General features: G+C 60.3%; 18 protein-coding genes. 7 read left to right on the top strand and 11 right to left on the bottom strand.

Annotated elements, in window-relative coordinates; translation table 11 throughout:
• Nucleotides 1–15 precede the first annotated feature (15 nt).
• The 6 genes from AC2FI7_RS17195 to AC2FI7_RS17170 all read left to right on the top strand — a co-directional run bounded on the left by AC2FI7_RS17195 (nucleotide 16) and on the right by AC2FI7_RS17170 (nucleotide 5,757).
• Nucleotides 16–1,206, top strand: a complete 1,191-nt coding sequence (locus AC2FI7_RS17195) for a phosphoglycerate kinase (RefSeq protein ID WP_010442125.1) — start codon at nucleotides 16–18, stop codon at nucleotides 1,204–1,206.
• Nucleotides 1,207–1,334: 128 nt separating this feature from the next.
• Complete coding sequence (locus tag AC2FI7_RS17190) at nucleotides 1,335–1,634, top strand: FtsB family cell division protein (RefSeq protein WP_029622020.1); 300 nt, start codon at nucleotides 1,335–1,337, stop codon at nucleotides 1,632–1,634.
• A 184-nt stretch (nucleotides 1,635–1,818) separates the two neighbouring features.
• The gene (gene pdhA / locus AC2FI7_RS17185) at nucleotides 1,819–2,808 is read left to right on the top strand and encodes a pyruvate dehydrogenase (acetyl-transferring) E1 component subunit alpha (protein ID WP_010442123.1); all 990 of its coding nucleotides are present in this window, start codon (nucleotides 1,819–1,821) and stop codon (nucleotides 2,806–2,808) included.
• A 15-nt stretch (nucleotides 2,809–2,823) separates the two neighbouring features.
• Entirely contained in the window at nucleotides 2,824–4,194 is a 1,371-nt protein-coding gene (locus tag AC2FI7_RS17180; RefSeq protein ID WP_496816313.1) for a pyruvate dehydrogenase complex E1 component subunit beta, read from the top strand.
• The gene (locus AC2FI7_RS17175) at nucleotides 4,194–4,454 is read left to right on the top strand and encodes a hypothetical protein (RefSeq protein ID WP_010442121.1); all 261 of its coding nucleotides are present in this window, start codon (nucleotides 4,194–4,196) and stop codon (nucleotides 4,452–4,454) included. Before AC2FI7_RS17180 ends, AC2FI7_RS17175 begins: the two co-directional genes overlap by 1 nt.
• A 1-nt stretch (nucleotide 4,455) precedes the next feature.
• Nucleotides 4,456–5,757 carry a pyruvate dehydrogenase complex dihydrolipoamide acetyltransferase gene (locus tag AC2FI7_RS17170; protein ID WP_496816311.1) on the top strand — a complete coding sequence of 434 codons (1,302 nt, stop codon included), beginning with the start codon at nucleotides 4,456–4,458 and terminating at the stop codon, nucleotides 5,755–5,757.
• A 71-nt stretch (nucleotides 5,758–5,828) separates the two neighbouring features.
• Here AC2FI7_RS17170 and cysE read toward each other — a convergent pair whose 3' ends face one another.
• Together cysE and AC2FI7_RS17160 are read right to left on the bottom strand one after the other, a co-directional pair.
• Nucleotides 5,829–6,638 carry a serine O-acetyltransferase gene (gene cysE / locus AC2FI7_RS17165; protein WP_496816309.1) on the bottom strand — a complete coding sequence of 270 codons (810 nt, stop codon included), beginning with the start codon at nucleotides 6,636–6,638 and terminating at the stop codon, nucleotides 5,829–5,831.
• Between the two features lie 92 nt (nucleotides 6,639–6,730).
• On the bottom strand, nucleotides 6,731–7,006 hold the full coding sequence (locus AC2FI7_RS17160) for a hypothetical protein (protein ID WP_310793659.1): 276 nt from the start codon (nucleotides 7,004–7,006) through the stop codon (nucleotides 6,731–6,733).
• On the opposite strand from AC2FI7_RS17160, the gene AC2FI7_RS17155 reads away from it, so the two are divergent.
• Complete coding sequence (locus tag AC2FI7_RS17155; protein WP_310793658.1) at nucleotides 6,998–7,063, top strand: hypothetical protein; 66 nt, start codon at nucleotides 6,998–7,000, stop codon at nucleotides 7,061–7,063. The two genes, AC2FI7_RS17160 and AC2FI7_RS17155, sit on opposite strands and share 9 nt — an antisense overlap.
• Here the strand turns inward: AC2FI7_RS17155 and AC2FI7_RS17150 are convergent.
• Genes AC2FI7_RS17150 through AC2FI7_RS17110 form a run of 9 tightly spaced genes read right to left on the bottom strand, consistent with a single transcriptional unit; the run spans nucleotide 7,044 to nucleotide 14,878 of the window.
• A complete protein-coding gene (locus tag AC2FI7_RS17150) occupies nucleotides 7,044–7,340 on the bottom strand; it encodes a DUF7742 family protein (protein ID WP_010442115.1) in 297 nt (98 codons plus the stop codon). The two genes, AC2FI7_RS17155 and AC2FI7_RS17150, sit on opposite strands and share 20 nt — an antisense overlap.
• A 6-nt stretch (nucleotides 7,341–7,346) precedes the next feature.
• A complete protein-coding gene (locus tag AC2FI7_RS17145; RefSeq protein ID WP_496816307.1) occupies nucleotides 7,347–11,327 on the bottom strand; it encodes a baseplate multidomain protein megatron in 3,981 nt (1,326 codons plus the stop codon).
• A complete protein-coding gene (locus tag AC2FI7_RS17140) occupies nucleotides 11,327–11,767 on the bottom strand; it encodes an NlpC/P60 family protein (RefSeq protein ID WP_010442113.1) in 441 nt (146 codons plus the stop codon). Before AC2FI7_RS17140 ends, AC2FI7_RS17145 begins: the two co-directional genes overlap by 1 nt.
• Nucleotides 11,767–12,651, bottom strand: coding sequence for a phage/gene transfer agent baseplate hub protein (locus AC2FI7_RS17135; RefSeq protein ID WP_010442112.1), 885 nt, complete (start codon nucleotides 12,649–12,651; stop codon nucleotides 11,767–11,769). Before AC2FI7_RS17135 ends, AC2FI7_RS17140 begins: the two co-directional genes overlap by 1 nt.
• Entirely contained in the window at nucleotides 12,651–13,283 is a 633-nt protein-coding gene (locus AC2FI7_RS17130; RefSeq protein ID WP_010442111.1) for a DUF2460 domain-containing protein, read from the bottom strand. Before AC2FI7_RS17130 ends, AC2FI7_RS17135 begins: the two co-directional genes overlap by 1 nt.
• Nucleotides 13,284–13,295: 12 nt before the next feature.
• Nucleotides 13,296–13,958, bottom strand: coding sequence for an RcGTA-type gene transfer agent tail tape measure protein (locus AC2FI7_RS17125; RefSeq protein WP_010442110.1), 663 nt, complete (start codon nucleotides 13,956–13,958; stop codon nucleotides 13,296–13,298).
• Nucleotides 13,945–14,154 carry a rcc01693 family protein gene (locus tag AC2FI7_RS17120; RefSeq protein ID WP_010442109.1) on the bottom strand — a complete coding sequence of 70 codons (210 nt, stop codon included), beginning with the start codon at nucleotides 14,152–14,154 and terminating at the stop codon, nucleotides 13,945–13,947. The genes AC2FI7_RS17125 and AC2FI7_RS17120 overlap by 14 nt, the downstream gene beginning before the upstream one ends.
• The gene (locus AC2FI7_RS17115) at nucleotides 14,151–14,465 is read right to left on the bottom strand and encodes a gene transfer agent family protein (protein WP_010442108.1); all 315 of its coding nucleotides are present in this window, start codon (nucleotides 14,463–14,465) and stop codon (nucleotides 14,151–14,153) included. Before AC2FI7_RS17115 ends, AC2FI7_RS17120 begins: the two co-directional genes overlap by 4 nt.
• Nucleotides 14,465–14,878, bottom strand: coding sequence for a phage major tail protein, TP901-1 family (locus tag AC2FI7_RS17110; RefSeq protein WP_010442107.1), 414 nt, complete (start codon nucleotides 14,876–14,878; stop codon nucleotides 14,465–14,467). Before AC2FI7_RS17110 ends, AC2FI7_RS17115 begins: the two co-directional genes overlap by 1 nt.
• Nucleotides 14,879–14,892: the final 14 nt, after the last annotated feature.

Genomic DNA, 14,892 nt, shown 5'->3' with positions numbered 1-14,892 from the left:
GCAAGGATAGACACGATGGGCTGGAAAACTCTGGACGATATGGAACTGAACGGCAAACGGGTTCTGGTACGTGTGGATATCAACGTGCCCGTCGCGGATGGTGTGGTCACGGATGACACCCGCATTCAGCGCATCGTGCCAACCGTGCGCGATATCCTCGCCGCAAACGGCAAGCCGATCCTTCTGGCCCATTTCGGTCGCCCGAAAGGCGAACGCGTCGCCGAGATGTCTCTCAGGCAATTGGTCCCGGCGCTCGAGACCGCCTTTGGCACACCGGTTCGGTTCGCCGATGATTGCGTCGGTGCTGAGGCCGAAGCTGCCGCAGCATCGCTGGGCGCAGGCGAAGTACTGCTGTTGGAAAACACCCGTTTTCATACCGAAGAAACCAAGAACAGCGTCCCGCTTGCCCAAGGCATGGCAAAACTGGGCGATGTCTATTGCAACGACGCCTTCTCGGCCGCCCACCGCGCGCACAGCTCAACCGAAGCGCTTGCCCGCCTGCTACCCGCCTGCGCCGGTCGTCTGATGCAACAGGAACTCAGCGCGCTTGAGGCAGCGTTGGGTGCACCCAATCGCCCCGTCACTGCCGTTGTCGGTGGCGCGAAAGTGTCGACCAAACTGGACCTGTTGGGCAACCTGATCGAGAAGGTCGATTACCTCGTAATCGGCGGAGGTATGGCCAATACGTTCCTGGTGGCCAAAGGGATCGACGTCGGAAAATCTCTGGCCGAACACGCCATGACCGACACCGCTGCCGAAATCCTGAACAAAGCCGAATCTACAGGCTGCACGATTATCCTACCGCGCGACATCGTCGTGGCCGAGGCATTCGAGGCAAACGCACCGCATCAGGTTCTGCCCGCAGATCAATGCCCTGCCGACGCCATGATACTGGACGCTGGCCCCGAAAGCGTCGCTGCAGTGTCTGAGGTGCTGGAGAATAGCCAGACTCTGATCTGGAACGGCCCGCTAGGCGCGTTCGAGCTGACCCCGTTCGACGCCGCCACCAATGCCGCCGCGCTGAAGGCTGCCGAACTGACCCGCGATGGCAAGCTGACTTCAGTCGCTGGTGGAGGCGATACGGTGGCCGCGCTGAACGCATCGGGTGCAGCGGCAGATTTTTCCTATATCTCCACCGCAGGTGGTGCGTTCCTGGAATGGATGGAAGGTAAGGCCCTGCCAGGCGTCGCTGCTTTGGTTCGGTAAGTAGCCGATCCTCAGACTGACCTTTTTGCTCACAGGGGATTCACAAGCCGAATCACCTGTGACATAGTGAAGGCAGATGCCCGCTAAGGGCACGTTTTGAGGCAGTTCGTTCTACGGTGGTTTATAAGGTGACCCGTTCCTATCGACCCGGTCTTGGGGCATTCGCATTCTACTCGGTCGCCTTTATGTTAGGCGTCTATTTCACCTTTGCCGCCGTGCAGGGGGATTATGGCTTGTTCCGACGTGTGGAAATTGCGGCAGAACGTGACGCGCTGTCCCGCGACCTTACCCAGCTTCAGGATGAGATCGCGCGAATGGAAAATATGACCCGTCGCCTGTCTGATACCTATCTGGACCTCGACCTGCTGGATCAGCAGGCACGATCTATCCTCGGCATGATCCGCGCCGATGAAATCGTCATTCGCTGATCACGCCCAGGCACAGGGTTTTTCACAGAAAAATCTCTCACCCTAATTCATCTTCTAAGATTTTCTGCCACCGAAACGAAGGCACCCTGCCCCCGCGTCACATTTGTACTCGCCAGAACGCGCGAAATGCTTTATGAGATAGTTTAACGCTAAACTATCTGTCCGAGAGGGGGAGATTGCCACGATGGCTGCGCGAAAAACCACAAAGAAACCAAATGTTTCTGCGGAAGAACTTAAAACCTACTACCGCGAGATGCTTCTGATCCGCCGATTCGAAGAGAAGGCAGGTCAACTCTATGGCATGGGTCTGATCGGTGGGTTTTGCCACCTTTATATCGGGCAGGAAGCCGTCGTTGTGGGCCTCGAGGCTGCCGCCAAAGAAGGCGACAAGCGGATTACCTCCTACCGCGATCACGGACATATGTTGGCATGTGGCATGGACCCGGGTGGCGTGATGGCCGAACTGACTGGTCGCGAAGGTGGCCTTTCAAAAGGTAAAGGCGGCTCGATGCACATGTTCTCGAAAGAGAAACACTTCTATGGCGGCCACGGTATCGTCGGCGCTCAGGTGCCATTGGGCGCAGGTCTGGCCTTCGCCGACAAGTACAAGGAAAACGGTGGCGTAACCTTCACCTATTTCGGTGATGGCGCGGCCAACCAGGGCCAGGTTTATGAGACGTTCAACATGGCAGCGATCTGGGATCTGCCGGTTGTCTTCGTGATCGAGAACAACCAATACGCCATGGGCACGTCGCAGACGCGTTCGACCTCAACCAAAGACATCTACCATCGGGGCGAGGCGTTCGGCATCCCCGGCGAGATCGTCAATGGCATGGACGTTCTGGCGGTCAAAGCTGCCGGTGAGAAGGCCGTCGCCCACTGCCGCGCTGGCAAGGGTCCCTACATCCTTGAGGTCAAAACCTACCGCTATCGCGGCCATTCGATGTCGGACCCAGCCAAATACCGCACGCGCGAAGAGGTTCAGAAGGTCCGTGAACAAAGCGACCCGATCGAACATGTGCGTGAGCTGCTGCTGACCGGCAAACATGCGACCGAGGATGACCTGAAAGCGATCGACAAAGAGATCAAAGAGGTCGTCAACCAGGCCGCAGAATTCTCGAAAGAAAGCCCCGAGCCTTCGCTGGATGAGCTCTGGACCGACATCTACGCCTGAGAGGACGATTAAGACATGGCAACCGAAATTCTCATGCCCGCCCTTTCGCCCACGATGGAAGAGGGCACACTGGCCAAATGGTTGGTTAAGGAAGGCGACACCGTATCTTCCGGCGACATCATGGCCGAGATCGAAACTGACAAGGCGACGATGGAGTTTGAGGCCGTCGATGAAGGCATCGTCGGCAAGATCCTGATCGCTGAAGGCACAGAGGGGGTCAAAGTGAACACCCCTATCGCTGTGCTTGTGGAAGAAGGCGAAGACGCCTCAGCCCTGCCTGCAGCTGCCCCCGCTGCTGCAGCGGTGACCGAGGCCGCCCCAGCGGCGGTTGAGGCCCCCGCTTCTGCCACTGCCCCTGCTGCGCCGGTGGTCGACCTGTCGCCCGACTGGCCCGCAGATGCAGAGATGAAGTCCGAAACCGTCCGCGAAGCACTCCGCGATGCGATGGCCGAAGAAATGCGCGGCGACGAAGACGTCTATCTGATGGGCGAGGAAGTTGCCGAATATCAGGGCGCGTATAAAATCTCCCAAGGTCTGCTCGATGAGTTCGGCGCCAAGCGTGTCATCGACACTCCGATCACCGAGCACGGCTTTGCAGGCATCGCGGTTGGATCGGCCTTTGGCGGATTGAAACCAATTGTAGAGTTCATGACTTTCAACTTTGCCATGCAGGCGATTGACCAGATCATCAACTCTGCCGCCAAGACGCTTTATATGTCTGGCGGTCAGATGGGTTGTCCCATCGTGTTCCGTGGCCCCAACGGTGCCGCCGCCCGCGTGGCCGCCCAGCACAGCCAGGACTACGCCGCGTGGTACATGCAGGTGCCTGGCCTCAAGGTGGTGATGCCCTATTCCGCAGCCGACGCCAAAGGCCTGCTGAAATCGGCCATCCGTGATCCGAACCCGGTTGTGTTCCTTGAAAACGAAATCCTCTACGGCCGCTCCTTCGACGTGCCGCAAGTGGATGACCTTACCATCCCGCTGGGTAAAGCGCGAATCTGGCGCGAAGGCTCGGACGTGACCATCGTCAGCTTTGGCATCGGAATGCAATACGCGCTGGAGGCCGCCGACAAGCTGGCCGAGGACGGCATCAGCGCCGAGGTGATCGACCTGCGCACCATCCGCCCGATGGACACCGGCGCGATCATCAACTCGGTGATGAAAACCAACCGTCTTGTGACCGTCGAAGAAGGTTGGCCGCAAGGTTCCGTCGGTAGCTACATCAGCTCGGTCGTGATGCAGCAAGCGTTCGATTACCTCGACGCGCCGGTCGTCACCCTCACCGGTAAAGATGTTCCGATGCCATATGCCGCGAACCTCGAAAAGCTGGCGCTGATCACCACTGATGAGGTGATCGCGGCGGTGAAACAGGTGACCTACCGGTAATGGAGATCAGGGGCCGCGATCCAGCAACCGAATGCTACCGTGTCGAGATCGATCTCGATGACCGGACCGTGCGGGCGCTTGTGCCCGAACGGCTTGCGGCGGATATGCGGTTGATCGGCGCGCGCCCCTCGCACCAGACCGCCTATGTCTGGATGGCGGAGAACAAAGATAAAATCGAGGCTGCGATTGCGACGCTCGCACGCGGCACCGGGCGCCCCAAAGCGCCCTTTGACCAAATTACTCTGATTGAGGAGCGCTGAGATGCCCACCGAAATCCTGATGCCCGCCCTGTCCCCGACGATGGAGGAAGGCACACTTGCAAAATGGCTTGTGAAAGAAGGCGACACCGTCTCCTCCGGTGACCTGCTGGCCGAGATCGAAACCGACAAGGCCACGATGGAATTCGAGGCCGTCGACGAAGGCACCATCGGCAAGATCCTGATCGCCGAGGGCACCGAAGGCGTGAAGGTGAACACCGCCATCGCGGTTTTGCTGGAGGATGGCGAAAGCGCCGATGACATTGGCGCAACACCTGCTGCCGCCCCGGCGGCTGCACCCGCAGCCGCAGCGGGCAACGAGGCTGCCGCGCCAGCGGCATCCGAGGCACCCGCCCCTGCCCCGGCAGCGCCGGCCAAAGCGGATGGCGGTCGTATCTTCGCCTCCCCCCTTGCTCGTCGGATTGCCGCACAGAAAGGCTTGGATCTGGCTCAAATCTCAGGTTCTGGCCCGCATGGTCGTATCGTCAAAGCCGATGTGGAAAGCGCCACAGCCGCACCTGCAGCGGCACCAGCGCCTGCTGCTGCGGCCGCCCCAGCCGCCGCTGCGCCTGCAGGCCCATCGGCAGATGCTGTGGCCAAGATGTATGAAGGGCGCGAGTACGAAGAGATCAAACTCGACGGTATGCGCAAGACCATCGCCGCGCGTCTGTCTGAGGCGAAGCAGACCATCCCGCATTTCTACCTGCGCCGCGACATCAAGCTGGATGCGCTGCTCAAGTTCCGCAGCCAGTTGAACAAACAGCTTGAAGGTCGGGGCGTGAAGCTCAGCGTCAACGACTTCATCATCAAGGCCGTCGCCAACGCGCTGCAACAGGTTCCCGAATGCAATGCCGTCTGGGCAGGTGACCGGGTTCTGCAACTGAAACCCTCGGACGTGGCCGTCGCGGTCGCGATCGAAGGCGGTCTGTTCACGCCGGTTCTGCAGGATGCCGACACCAAGTCGCTGTCAGCGTTGTCGACCGAGATGAAGGATCTTGCAGGCCGCGCCCGCGAGCGCAAGCTGGCCCCGCATGAGTACCAAGGCGGCACCTTCGCGGTCTCGAATCTGGGAATGTTCGGCATCGACAATTTCGACGCCATCGTGAACCCGCCGCATGCAGGTATCCTCGCGGTTGGTACCGGCCTCAAAAAACCTGTCGTGGGCGACGACGGAGAACTGACAATCGCAACCGTCATGTCCGTCACCATGTCGGTCGATCATCGGGTCATCGACGGCGCGCTTGGCGCTCAGCTGCTGCAGGCTATCGTCGACAACCTGGAAAACCCGATGGTCATGTTGGCCTAAGCCAACCGGAATGCGCACAAAAAAGGCCGCCTCGAACCCCGAGGCGGCCTTTTTCGTCTATTCATTCAGATTTACTGGTCTTTCCCCAGCATATGATCCATCGAGATCGACGGCTGATCGCACCCGGCTTCGCCCACGATCTTGGCCGGTATACCGGCAACGGTCGTGCACGCCGGAACCTCTTGCAGGACAACCGAACCAGCGGCGATACGGCTACAATGGCCGACCGCGATATTGCCCAGTACCTTGGCACCCGCGCCGATCAGGACACCATCGCCGATGGTGGGATGGCGCTGTTCTTCTTCTTTGCCGGTCCCGCCCAGCGTCACCGAATGCAGCATCGACACATTGTCGCCCACAACCGCAGTCTCACCGATCACGATGGAATGCGCATGGTCGATCATGATGCCTTTCCCAATGCGGGCCGCAGGATGGATATCGATCCCAAAAATCTCGGATGAGCGCATCTGGAAGAAATACGCCAGATCATGCCGCCCCTTCTTCCATAACCAATGCGCAACACGATAGGCCTGCATCGCCTGATAGCCTTTGAAATAAAGGATCGGCTGCAACAGACGGTGGCAGGCCGGATCGCGCTCATAGACTGCCATCAGATCGGCCCGCGCGGCTTCGAGCAGTGCCTTATCGTCGGTATAGGCCTCGTCCACGATCTCGCGCAGGACCATCATCGACATCTCGTTTGAGCACAGCTTGGCCGAGATTCGATAGGAAAGCGCCCGTTCCAGGCTGCGGTGATGCAGTATACAGGCATGCACCAACCCGCCCATCAGCGGCTCTTTTTCAACGGCCGCGTGGGCCTCAGAGGTTATGCGATCCCAAACGGGATCCACTGGCGTCACTTGGCTGCGCGTTTCGAACATGGCTTTTCATCCTTTGCTGCGCTTAGAATAGCCATCTAGTGGCAAAAACGCCAAACGCAAACCCTTGATGCGCAGTGCAACAAAAAATGAACTCAGCTGAACTGGAGCAATTCCGGCAACTCATCCACCAGCGCCTTGGCGATCTGGCCACGCAATCCGCAGCCGGCCAAGAAGCTCAATCGATTGTGGAACTGGATCAACAGGCAGTTGGTCGACTTAGCCGAATGGATGCCCTTCAAAATCAGGCGATGGCGAAAGCCCAGCAGGTTCGGCGGAACACCGAAGTTCATCGTCTTCAGGCTGCGCTTGTCCGATTGGAAGAGGACGAGTTTGGCTATTGCGAAGATTGCGGCGAGGAAATTGCCCACGGTCGGCTAAAATTGGACCTTGCCGCATCCAAATGTGTTAGCTGCGCGACTGCTTAATCTGAAACCGGATCAGTTTTAGCAGAACCATCTCGAAACACTGGCAATATTGCAGATCATCGAAACTTGGTTCATCTGCCAGCGGTCGACTGCGTGCAGCCGCCATTAGTGAGCCATTTCCGTAAACCGGATGCAGCCGACCCGTTCTGGCGACGTGCTGATCTGCCAGTTCGGCCTCAGAGATCAAAAGGGTGCTCAACTGATCGCGGTCGGCTAGCGGCGCAGCCAGCAAAGCCCGCGCCGCTGTGCTGATATCTCCGTGCAGGACCGGTCTCACAGTGCCTTAGCCTACCGAAAAATGTGCAAACGCACCGGGCCCATAAGTGGCTGAGACTTGTGCGATCGCGATGTCGTAAGCTCCGCTCAGCCCATCGTCGAACTTCATCGCGGCGGAATACTGCCAGACCGGAGCGCTGGTAACCGTCTCGCGCAGCAAAGCGCCTTCGGTGAACACGCGAACTAGATAAGACTCACTTTCTTCCCCCAAGGGCACTTCGAGCCCGCCCCAGTCATCGCCATCGATCCGTGTCCGGCGCACCCAAGAGATGTCGTCGCCCGCGCCCGTCACAGAGACTCGCAAATGCACCGGCGAATAAGGCCTCAGCCCATTGCCGTCGAACGCTTCGACCAGATGCTCATAGGCCGGGTCCTCATAGCCGCGCGTTGCCGGGCCGATGCGGTAATGCTTGGCCACGCGCCGTTCGGTGCGCAGCAATCCGGTCTGATAAACACGTTCATCCAGCAGCACAAAGGTTGACCCTTCTGGCCAGATATCGGGCATCAAGGCATCCGTACCCAACTGTCCGCGCAGGCGGCCTGACAGGTTATACACGCCGGTCTCCTGCAGGTTGGCTTCGGAAAACTGGAACACTTCCCAATTGCCGGGCGTTCCGTCCCCGATGGCGGCCAGATTAGCACCACTCAACAACGCTGAGCGTCGACGAGACTCCAACACGCCATCGATGAGATTGACCCGCAGCGCAGCCCCTTCATCCCAGAGCCCGGCCCCAGCGCGCCGCAGCGGTGTCTCGGTGAACCCAATCACCGCCTGCCCTGCGATCACCTGATGCAGCGTATAGTCCTCATCCTGTGGGGCTGAATAGACGGCCACGCTGCCGGGCCACGGCTCGGCCGAGATTGCAAGATAAGGCGCATGGGGCGCTTCGGATCCGGTGATCAGCGGTAGGTCCATGAACACCGGTAAGACGGGCACCGGCGCGATGAACGGTTTGGCCGCAGCTACATCGTCCAGCACGTCGGACGGCGTATAGACGCCGGGTTCAATCCGTACTGCATCGGCCAATTGCATCTCGGCCTGTTCCAGCCGGTCAATCCGATATAGCGTTCCGTCCCTAGCATCCGGCAAACGCACCACATCGCCAGCCCCGACATGCAGCAGCGAGGGCGGCAGAGCAAAGCGCGCCGTCTCGCGCGAAATGCGGGATTCGCTCAGCCAACGCTCGACCGTCTGACGCCCTTCGGCGCGAGTCATCGACAGAGGCATTTCGTTGACCGCGACCGAATGGGTTCTGTCATCGGGCAAGACGGCCTCTTCCGCAACCACATCATGGTCCGCATCCGACTGGACAAACCGCAAACGGACACGTCCAGTCATCTCAGCCTCTGCCTCGCGGCGATGTTCGAACGGTCCATCGATATCCGAGCTGATCGCGATCTGCTCGGGGTCCAGATCTACGGCCCGACGCCCATCGCGGGTTCTGAACTTCAGCACTCCGTCCCGCTCGATCGCATCGAACCCATATCGCAGCATCAGCGGCTGCAATGCCTGCCGCGCGTTCATCACCTCTTCGACCGCATAGCCGCGCACCACGCCATACAGCTCTGAAACATCGATGGCCGCCACCCCCGCCTTGTGACAGATTTCTGTCACGACCGAGGCCAATGTTCGCGACCCGGACCGCCCGTTCAGCCAATGCCCGCGCGCGTAGTTGTCGCCATCCGACCACTGCGATCGCAGGTTTGGAAAGGTTGGGAAGGGTCGTGCATCCCACGCCCAGACAAAGGCGTTCGACATGTCTACCATGGGGCCATCATAGATGTCCGATACCGGGTTGATCTCAGGGTCACCCCAATAGCCAAGGACAGCCCGGAGGTACTGAGCCATGATAAAATCGTCTCGCAAACCGTTGGAATAATTTGGCAAATCAGATTCAGACGATTTCGGATCCAGGAACTTGTTCGGCTGGTTCGTGCCTTTGTCGATGGCCGCGCATCCCAGTTCTGTAAACCAGATCGGCTTGGCTGCAGGCACCCAATCCGTAGGAGTCTCCTGCCGGACGCCGCTGATCCGCTCGTGATGTCGGTTCGCCCACCAGTTACGAAGATCCTTGTACCGCCAAACCCATGGCTCGCCATGGTCGTCATCGGTGATCGGGCTTCGGATCTGCGCTTCGGCTTCCTCGGGCGAGGAATAGTACCAATCATACCCCTCGCCGCCTTCGATATTGCCGCGCAGATAGTCCAAGTCATAGATCGACCCGTTCGACGCCTCAGCGTCCAGATGCGAGGCTCCATCCCGCCAATCAGACAGCGGCATATAATTGTCGATGCCGACAAAATCGATGTTCTCATCAGCCCAAAGCGGGTCAAGGTGGAAGAACCGGTCACCAGTGCCATCCTGCGGTTGATACCCGAAATACTCGGTCCAGTCGGCGGCATAGCCGATCTTGGTCTCCGGCCCCAATATCGTACGCACCTCCGCAGCCAATTCCCGCAACTCGGCAACTGCTGCAAAGCCCGACGCGCCGCGGATTTGTGTCAGCCCGCGCATCTCAGACCCAATACAGAAGGACTCCACACCGCCTGCCGCCTTGCACAGAGCTGCATAGTGCAGAATGAACCGCCGCAGTCCCCATTCCTGTGGGCCGCGATAGGTCACTTTGCTGCCGCTGGTCGAGAAATGTGACGCGCGCGCCGTACCAAAGAACGCCGCCACTTGGGCATCCGCATCCGCAGTTTGATCCGGCGAGCCTGTGCGTCCCGGAGCAACATCCAAAGTGATCCGCCCCCGCCACGGCAAATGCGGCTGATCAAAGGCATCAGACCACGGATCAGGCAGGCCGTTGCCCTCTGATTGCTCCATCAGAATGAACGGATAGAACATGACCCGTTTGCCCGAATTCTTCAGGTGGCGGATCGCCTGCACCACTGCCGCATCAGCCGGGGTGCCGCCATAGATCGGGCGCCCATCTTGCCATTTCACTTGCCCTGCCGCAGTTCGGGACAGACCCGATACACTCCAGGGCATGTTTGCGCCCTCGATATTTTTGCGTTCTACCTTGGGTCGAATCTGACATTCACCGCAGCGCAAATCATCGCCGAACCACGACACGATCAACGAGGCCGCCTCGCAACCCGGCAATACCTGGCCCAGCGCCCGCGTCGATGTCACAAGATCGGTTTTGCCCGATGGCGAGTTGACATTCGCCGCCCAACTGCGGCCCCGGCCCTTGGTGTAATTGACTTGAGATGAAGCCAGCGCGTACTCGCCTGTTCCCGGCATCAGCGCCACGCCTTTGATGATCCGAGACAGCGCGTCTGCGGCATCCGGCATCTCGTCTTGTTCTTGCCGTACCACCTCAAATGAGAATTGCGGTACACGGTTGCCAAAAGGGCCCAGCGCTAGATCTTCGATCACCACATAAGCCGTACCGCGATAGGCAGGCACCGTGCCTGCGCCTTCAACCGCCTCAATCAGTGGATCGGGCAATTGATCGTGATCTCCACGATAAATCCGCATATTCAGCGTTTGGCGCTCGACCTCTTCACCATCGGCCCAGACGCGTGTGATATCCGCGACCTGGCCCGCGCCCACGGCAATCGCCAGAGATACCGAATAGCTGTAGCTATGGGTGGTGGTTGTCGTCGTCACCTCAACGGGCTTGGGCTTCCCTTTGCCCCCGCCACCACCGCCCGAGGTTTGTGTCGAGGTCGATGTAGAGCGGGTTTCCAGAAAATCCGATGCCCAGATGACCTGTCCGCCGATACGCATCCGGCCATAGACTGTCGCGACGGTCGCACCCTCGCCGGTCTCAGTCAGACGGAAGCGATCCAGACGTCCGGTTTCAACGACCTCACTGCCGCCCCCCATGACGGACTGACTGGCCATCAGCCGGTTGTCAATCACCCGCCCCAGTGTCGCCCCAACAGCACGACCAATTACTGCCGTTGACAGACCTGCGACAGAGCCGCCGATCGAGCCGCCAATTGCCGCCCCAGCGGCAGACAGAAGAATTGTAGCCATCAGAGGTCCTCCAGCGGGAATTCGAAACAGGCGACGACGCGGCGACGCCACGGTTCGCTCAGTGTGTTTTCAACGACACCGTGCCCGGTATAGGCGTGGATGAATCGCATCGGATCAGGCGCGCTGACAATGCCCAGATGCTTGGCCACCGCCGAATCCCGCATCCGAAACAGCAAAACATCCCCCGTGGTTATATCCTCGGGCGATTTCTCGATGAGATGGCGGCGGGCCACAGCCCACATGCGTTCCTCGCCCTGCGGCTCAGACCAATCCATGCTATAGACCGGCACCGCCTCGGGCTCATGCCCCATCACAGCGCGCCAAACGCCCCGTAGCAGGCCCAGGCAATCCGCCCCGGCCCCACGGACAGACGCTTGATGCACGTAGGGCGTACCCAGCCACGCCCGCGCTTCTTCAACGATTTCTTGCTTATTCCGCATCACCGCCGACTCCCCCCTTTGTGTTGACTGCTGCGCTTGGGCACGGCCATGACCCAGTCCTCGTGCGGCAGGTCGGGGAAGCCCTGAAAATTCAGCATGTTGTTGAACTTTAACCGGCAAGTGGTCATGCGTTTGTCACACCCGGCGGTCAGTTGGACCCTGTCGCCCACCGCCAGCCCACCGCCAATCGACGACCACAGCGTAACATCGCGCCCATCTCGCGCCGGTTCATCCAGCTTGATCGAGGCCCACAGGCCCTGAGCAGCCCCGTCCAGCACATCCAGCCTGCCGCGCTCGAACCACCCGGCGTCAGAACTCTCCGCACCCCGCAACCGCAAAGCCGCGCCGTCCAACGCGACAATTTCAGCCCCGGCTCGATAGCCGGGTGTCTCCAGGGCAAAGCGGCACGCCTTGTCCCCCAGCACAGCCGTGCAGGGCTTCTGATAGATCCGCCCCAATGACCGGTTCAGCAGATCCGTCAACCCGCGCAGTTCCGCATGAAACGCCCCACCCGCGCGCCGCAATTCGCCAATTGAGCCGCGAAACTGCAGCATCCTCTGCTCTGGATCGACCCAGTTGACCAGCCAAGCCCGTACCTCGGCCCCGTCAAAACGCCCTGCCTCGATATCCTCTTCTCGGACCGAGGCATCAGATAGCGCGCCCATCGCCTCGGTGTTGTCGATCGACAGGCCGGTTGCCTGTTCGATCGCCGCAGCCGTCAAACCAGTGCTCGCCTTGAAGACCAGCCCGTCAAAGCGCAGCTCCATGTCATGATCGGTGAAACCAAAGGTCTGTCCGTCGCTGCGCGTGATGGCCCAACAGCGACAAGTGGTGGTCAGACCGCTTTGCAGATGCGTCTGTAGCGCCTGTTTATCGCCGCTCATCAGACCCGCACCTCGACCACGGGCACATTCGGCACGTCGCCTGCCTGAAAGCTGGCGACGCTGGTCTGAATCTTGTCCGTGTCAAACCGCACAGGCACGTCGAACTCGAACCCTGCCGTAATCTCGACCTGTTCGGGCGGCGGTGCTGCAAAGGTCACACGTCCGACCGCCAGATCGACCTCAAAATCCACGCCTTCGCGCTGCGCATCCTGATCCAGCCCCAGTGTCACGGTCCCCAGCACCGGCTTCAGGATCGGCCGCACATAGCTGAACCCGCCCGAGCTGTAGGTCTTGACCAGCTGAAACTCGGTCGTCTCACCGTCGCCGCGCGCAATCACCTGATCGCCCTTGTCGACCTCGGCCGTCGCCGCACCCGATTTGAAATCCGACCAGTCCTTCCAGCGGAACCCAAACATCTGCCCCTGCCGCGCCTCGAAAAACGAGATCAGAGTCTCGATATCATCCAGCGACCGCATCCCCAGCCCGGCATCATAGCGCCTGCGCGAATGCGCCCAGGGGGTGTTGCGTTCCTCAAACCCGTTGGTCAGCGTCACAATATCTGTGCGCCGTTCCGGTCCCCCGACCGAGCCAAAGCTCAGGCTGGCGGGAAATCTCACCTCGTGGAAATTCATCACCTGCTCCCCTTATCTGTTGCGATTGCCACGCCCCAAGGCCCGGCTCATCTGCGCCGCGATCTGACCCTGAGAGCGGCGGAACCCCTGCACATCGGGCGTGGAGATGTTCATCACCACGTTCACCGCCCGGCCCCCACCCTGTGTCCGCACACCCAGCTTGCCGTCCGCTCCGCGCGCCAGTGGCATGATCGCCTCGGGGCCCGCCTCGCCCATCAACCCGGTGCCGCCGCGCATCGGAAACATCGTCGGGCTGCTGACCACACCACCATTGGCAAAAGGCATCACCCGGCCTTGGGAAAAACTGCCGCCATCGGCAAACGGAAGAATCCCCTGAACCAGACCGCCAACCCCATTGGCCAGCATGCCGCCGAAGTGGTCCGTCACCGGCTTGATTGCCGCCGAATACGCCGTGCGGATCATCGAGTTCTTCAGCACATCCAGCGCGCCCGACAGGTTCATCCCATCCAGCACCACGCCATCAAAGGCCTTGCGCAAACCGCCGGACATGCCACGCTCAAGCGTGGCGATATCCTTGCCCGTCTCTTCAAACGCGGCCCTGATCCGCCGCATCTGACCATCAAACGCCGAGGCCATTGCCGCAGCGTCGCCCAACGCATCGCCCAGCGCCTCTCCCCGCTCCTGCAGGTCGTCAAAACCATCACGATCCGTCATCACGCTCTCCTTGTGTCTTGTCCGGATAGGCCGTCAGCAAGGCATCCAGGCCCGCCCGGTTCATCGAAGGCATCCCCGCGCCTTGCCCCAGCATCAGCCGCAGCTCGACCGGGGTCAGACGCCAGAACTGTTCAGGCGTCAGACGCAGGCCGAGAAACCCGGCCCGCATCAGCACGGGCCAGTCGAACCCGCTCACTCGGGCACCATGAAGGCCCGCGCCAGCAACTCGGCTGCCGCCTTAGCGCCCGCCATCGGCCCGCCCGCAATCTCGGCATGCAGCAGATCATCGCGCGTGACCTGCGCTCCGCCGCCCCGCAACCCTGCGACAAGCAGCGCCAGCACATCACCGCTGGAATAAGCCCCGCCTTCAAACCGCTGCACCAGCTCGACCAGAGACCCGGCCTGCAGTTCCTGTTCCAATTCCGCCAAGGCACCCAATGTCAGCTTGAGCACCCGCTGCTTCCCATCGATGGTCAACGCCACCTCGCCCGTCCACGGATTGGCCATCAGAGCGCCGTAAAGCTCATCGCACCGGCGCTTGCCATGCTCATCTCATAGGTCGCCTCACCGTTATGCGAGCCCGCATATTCGATGCTGCTAACCTGAAACGGGCCTTCGACAATGCCGAAATCGGGGATGATCACCTGAAAACCGGGTGTCTCACCGTCAAAAAACAGCTGACGTGCGCGCTCATCCGTGCCTTCATCCTTGAACACGCCCGAGCCCGAGATCGAGGCCGATTTGACCCCCGCCCCTGACAGCAGCTCACGCCACCCGCCCTGACTTTCCAGGCTGGTCACATCCACACTTTCCGCGTTGAAACTGATACGCGTGGCGCGCAGGCCCGCGATGGTTTCGAACAGACCAGTGCCGTTCATATCCACTTTGACCAACAGGTCTTTTCCGTTCTGGGCAGCCATATGCTCTCTCCGTT

It is taken from the genome of Ruegeria sp. YTSA064, assembly GCF_059610325.1.
Note: the sequence above shows the minus strand (reverse complement) of the source record. Positions and strands in the feature narration are given on the sequence as shown.

Coding starts and splice junctions, on each gene's coding strand:
- AC2FI7_RS17125 (WP_010442110.1), bottom strand. CDS start 13,958: ATGACGGATCGTGATGGTTTTGACGACCTGCAGGAGCGGGGAGAGGCG.
- AC2FI7_RS17115 (WP_010442108.1), bottom strand. CDS start 14,465: ATGGCCAATCCGTGGACGGGCGAGGTGGCGTTGACCATCGATGGGAAG.
- AC2FI7_RS17195 (WP_010442125.1), top strand. CDS start 16: ATGGGCTGGAAAACTCTGGACGATATGGAACTGAACGGCAAACGGGTT.
- AC2FI7_RS17140 (WP_010442113.1), bottom strand. CDS start 11,767: ATGCGGAATAAGCAAGAAATCGTTGAAGAAGCGCGGGCGTGGCTGGGT.
- AC2FI7_RS17170 (WP_496816311.1), top strand. CDS start 4,456: ATGCCCACCGAAATCCTGATGCCCGCCCTGTCCCCGACGATGGAGGAA.
- AC2FI7_RS17110 (WP_010442107.1), bottom strand. CDS start 14,878: ATGGCTGCCCAGAACGGAAAAGACCTGTTGGTCAAAGTGGATATGAAC.
- AC2FI7_RS17175 (WP_010442121.1), top strand. CDS start 4,194: ATGGAGATCAGGGGCCGCGATCCAGCAACCGAATGCTACCGTGTCGAG.
- AC2FI7_RS17180 (WP_496816313.1), top strand. CDS start 2,824: ATGGCAACCGAAATTCTCATGCCCGCCCTTTCGCCCACGATGGAAGAG.
- cysE (WP_496816309.1), bottom strand. CDS start 6,638: ATGTTCGAAACGCGCAGCCAAGTGACGCCAGTGGATCCCGTTTGGGAT.
- AC2FI7_RS17130 (WP_010442111.1), bottom strand. CDS start 13,283: ATGAATTTCCACGAGGTGAGATTTCCCGCCAGCCTGAGCTTTGGCTCG.
- AC2FI7_RS17135 (WP_010442112.1), bottom strand. CDS start 12,651: ATGAGCGGCGATAAACAGGCGCTACAGACGCATCTGCAAAGCGGTCTG.
- AC2FI7_RS17145 (WP_496816307.1), bottom strand. CDS start 11,327: ATGGCTACAATTCTTCTGTCTGCCGCTGGGGCGGCAATTGGCGGCTCG.
- pdhA (WP_010442123.1), top strand. CDS start 1,819: ATGGCTGCGCGAAAAACCACAAAGAAACCAAATGTTTCTGCGGAAGAA.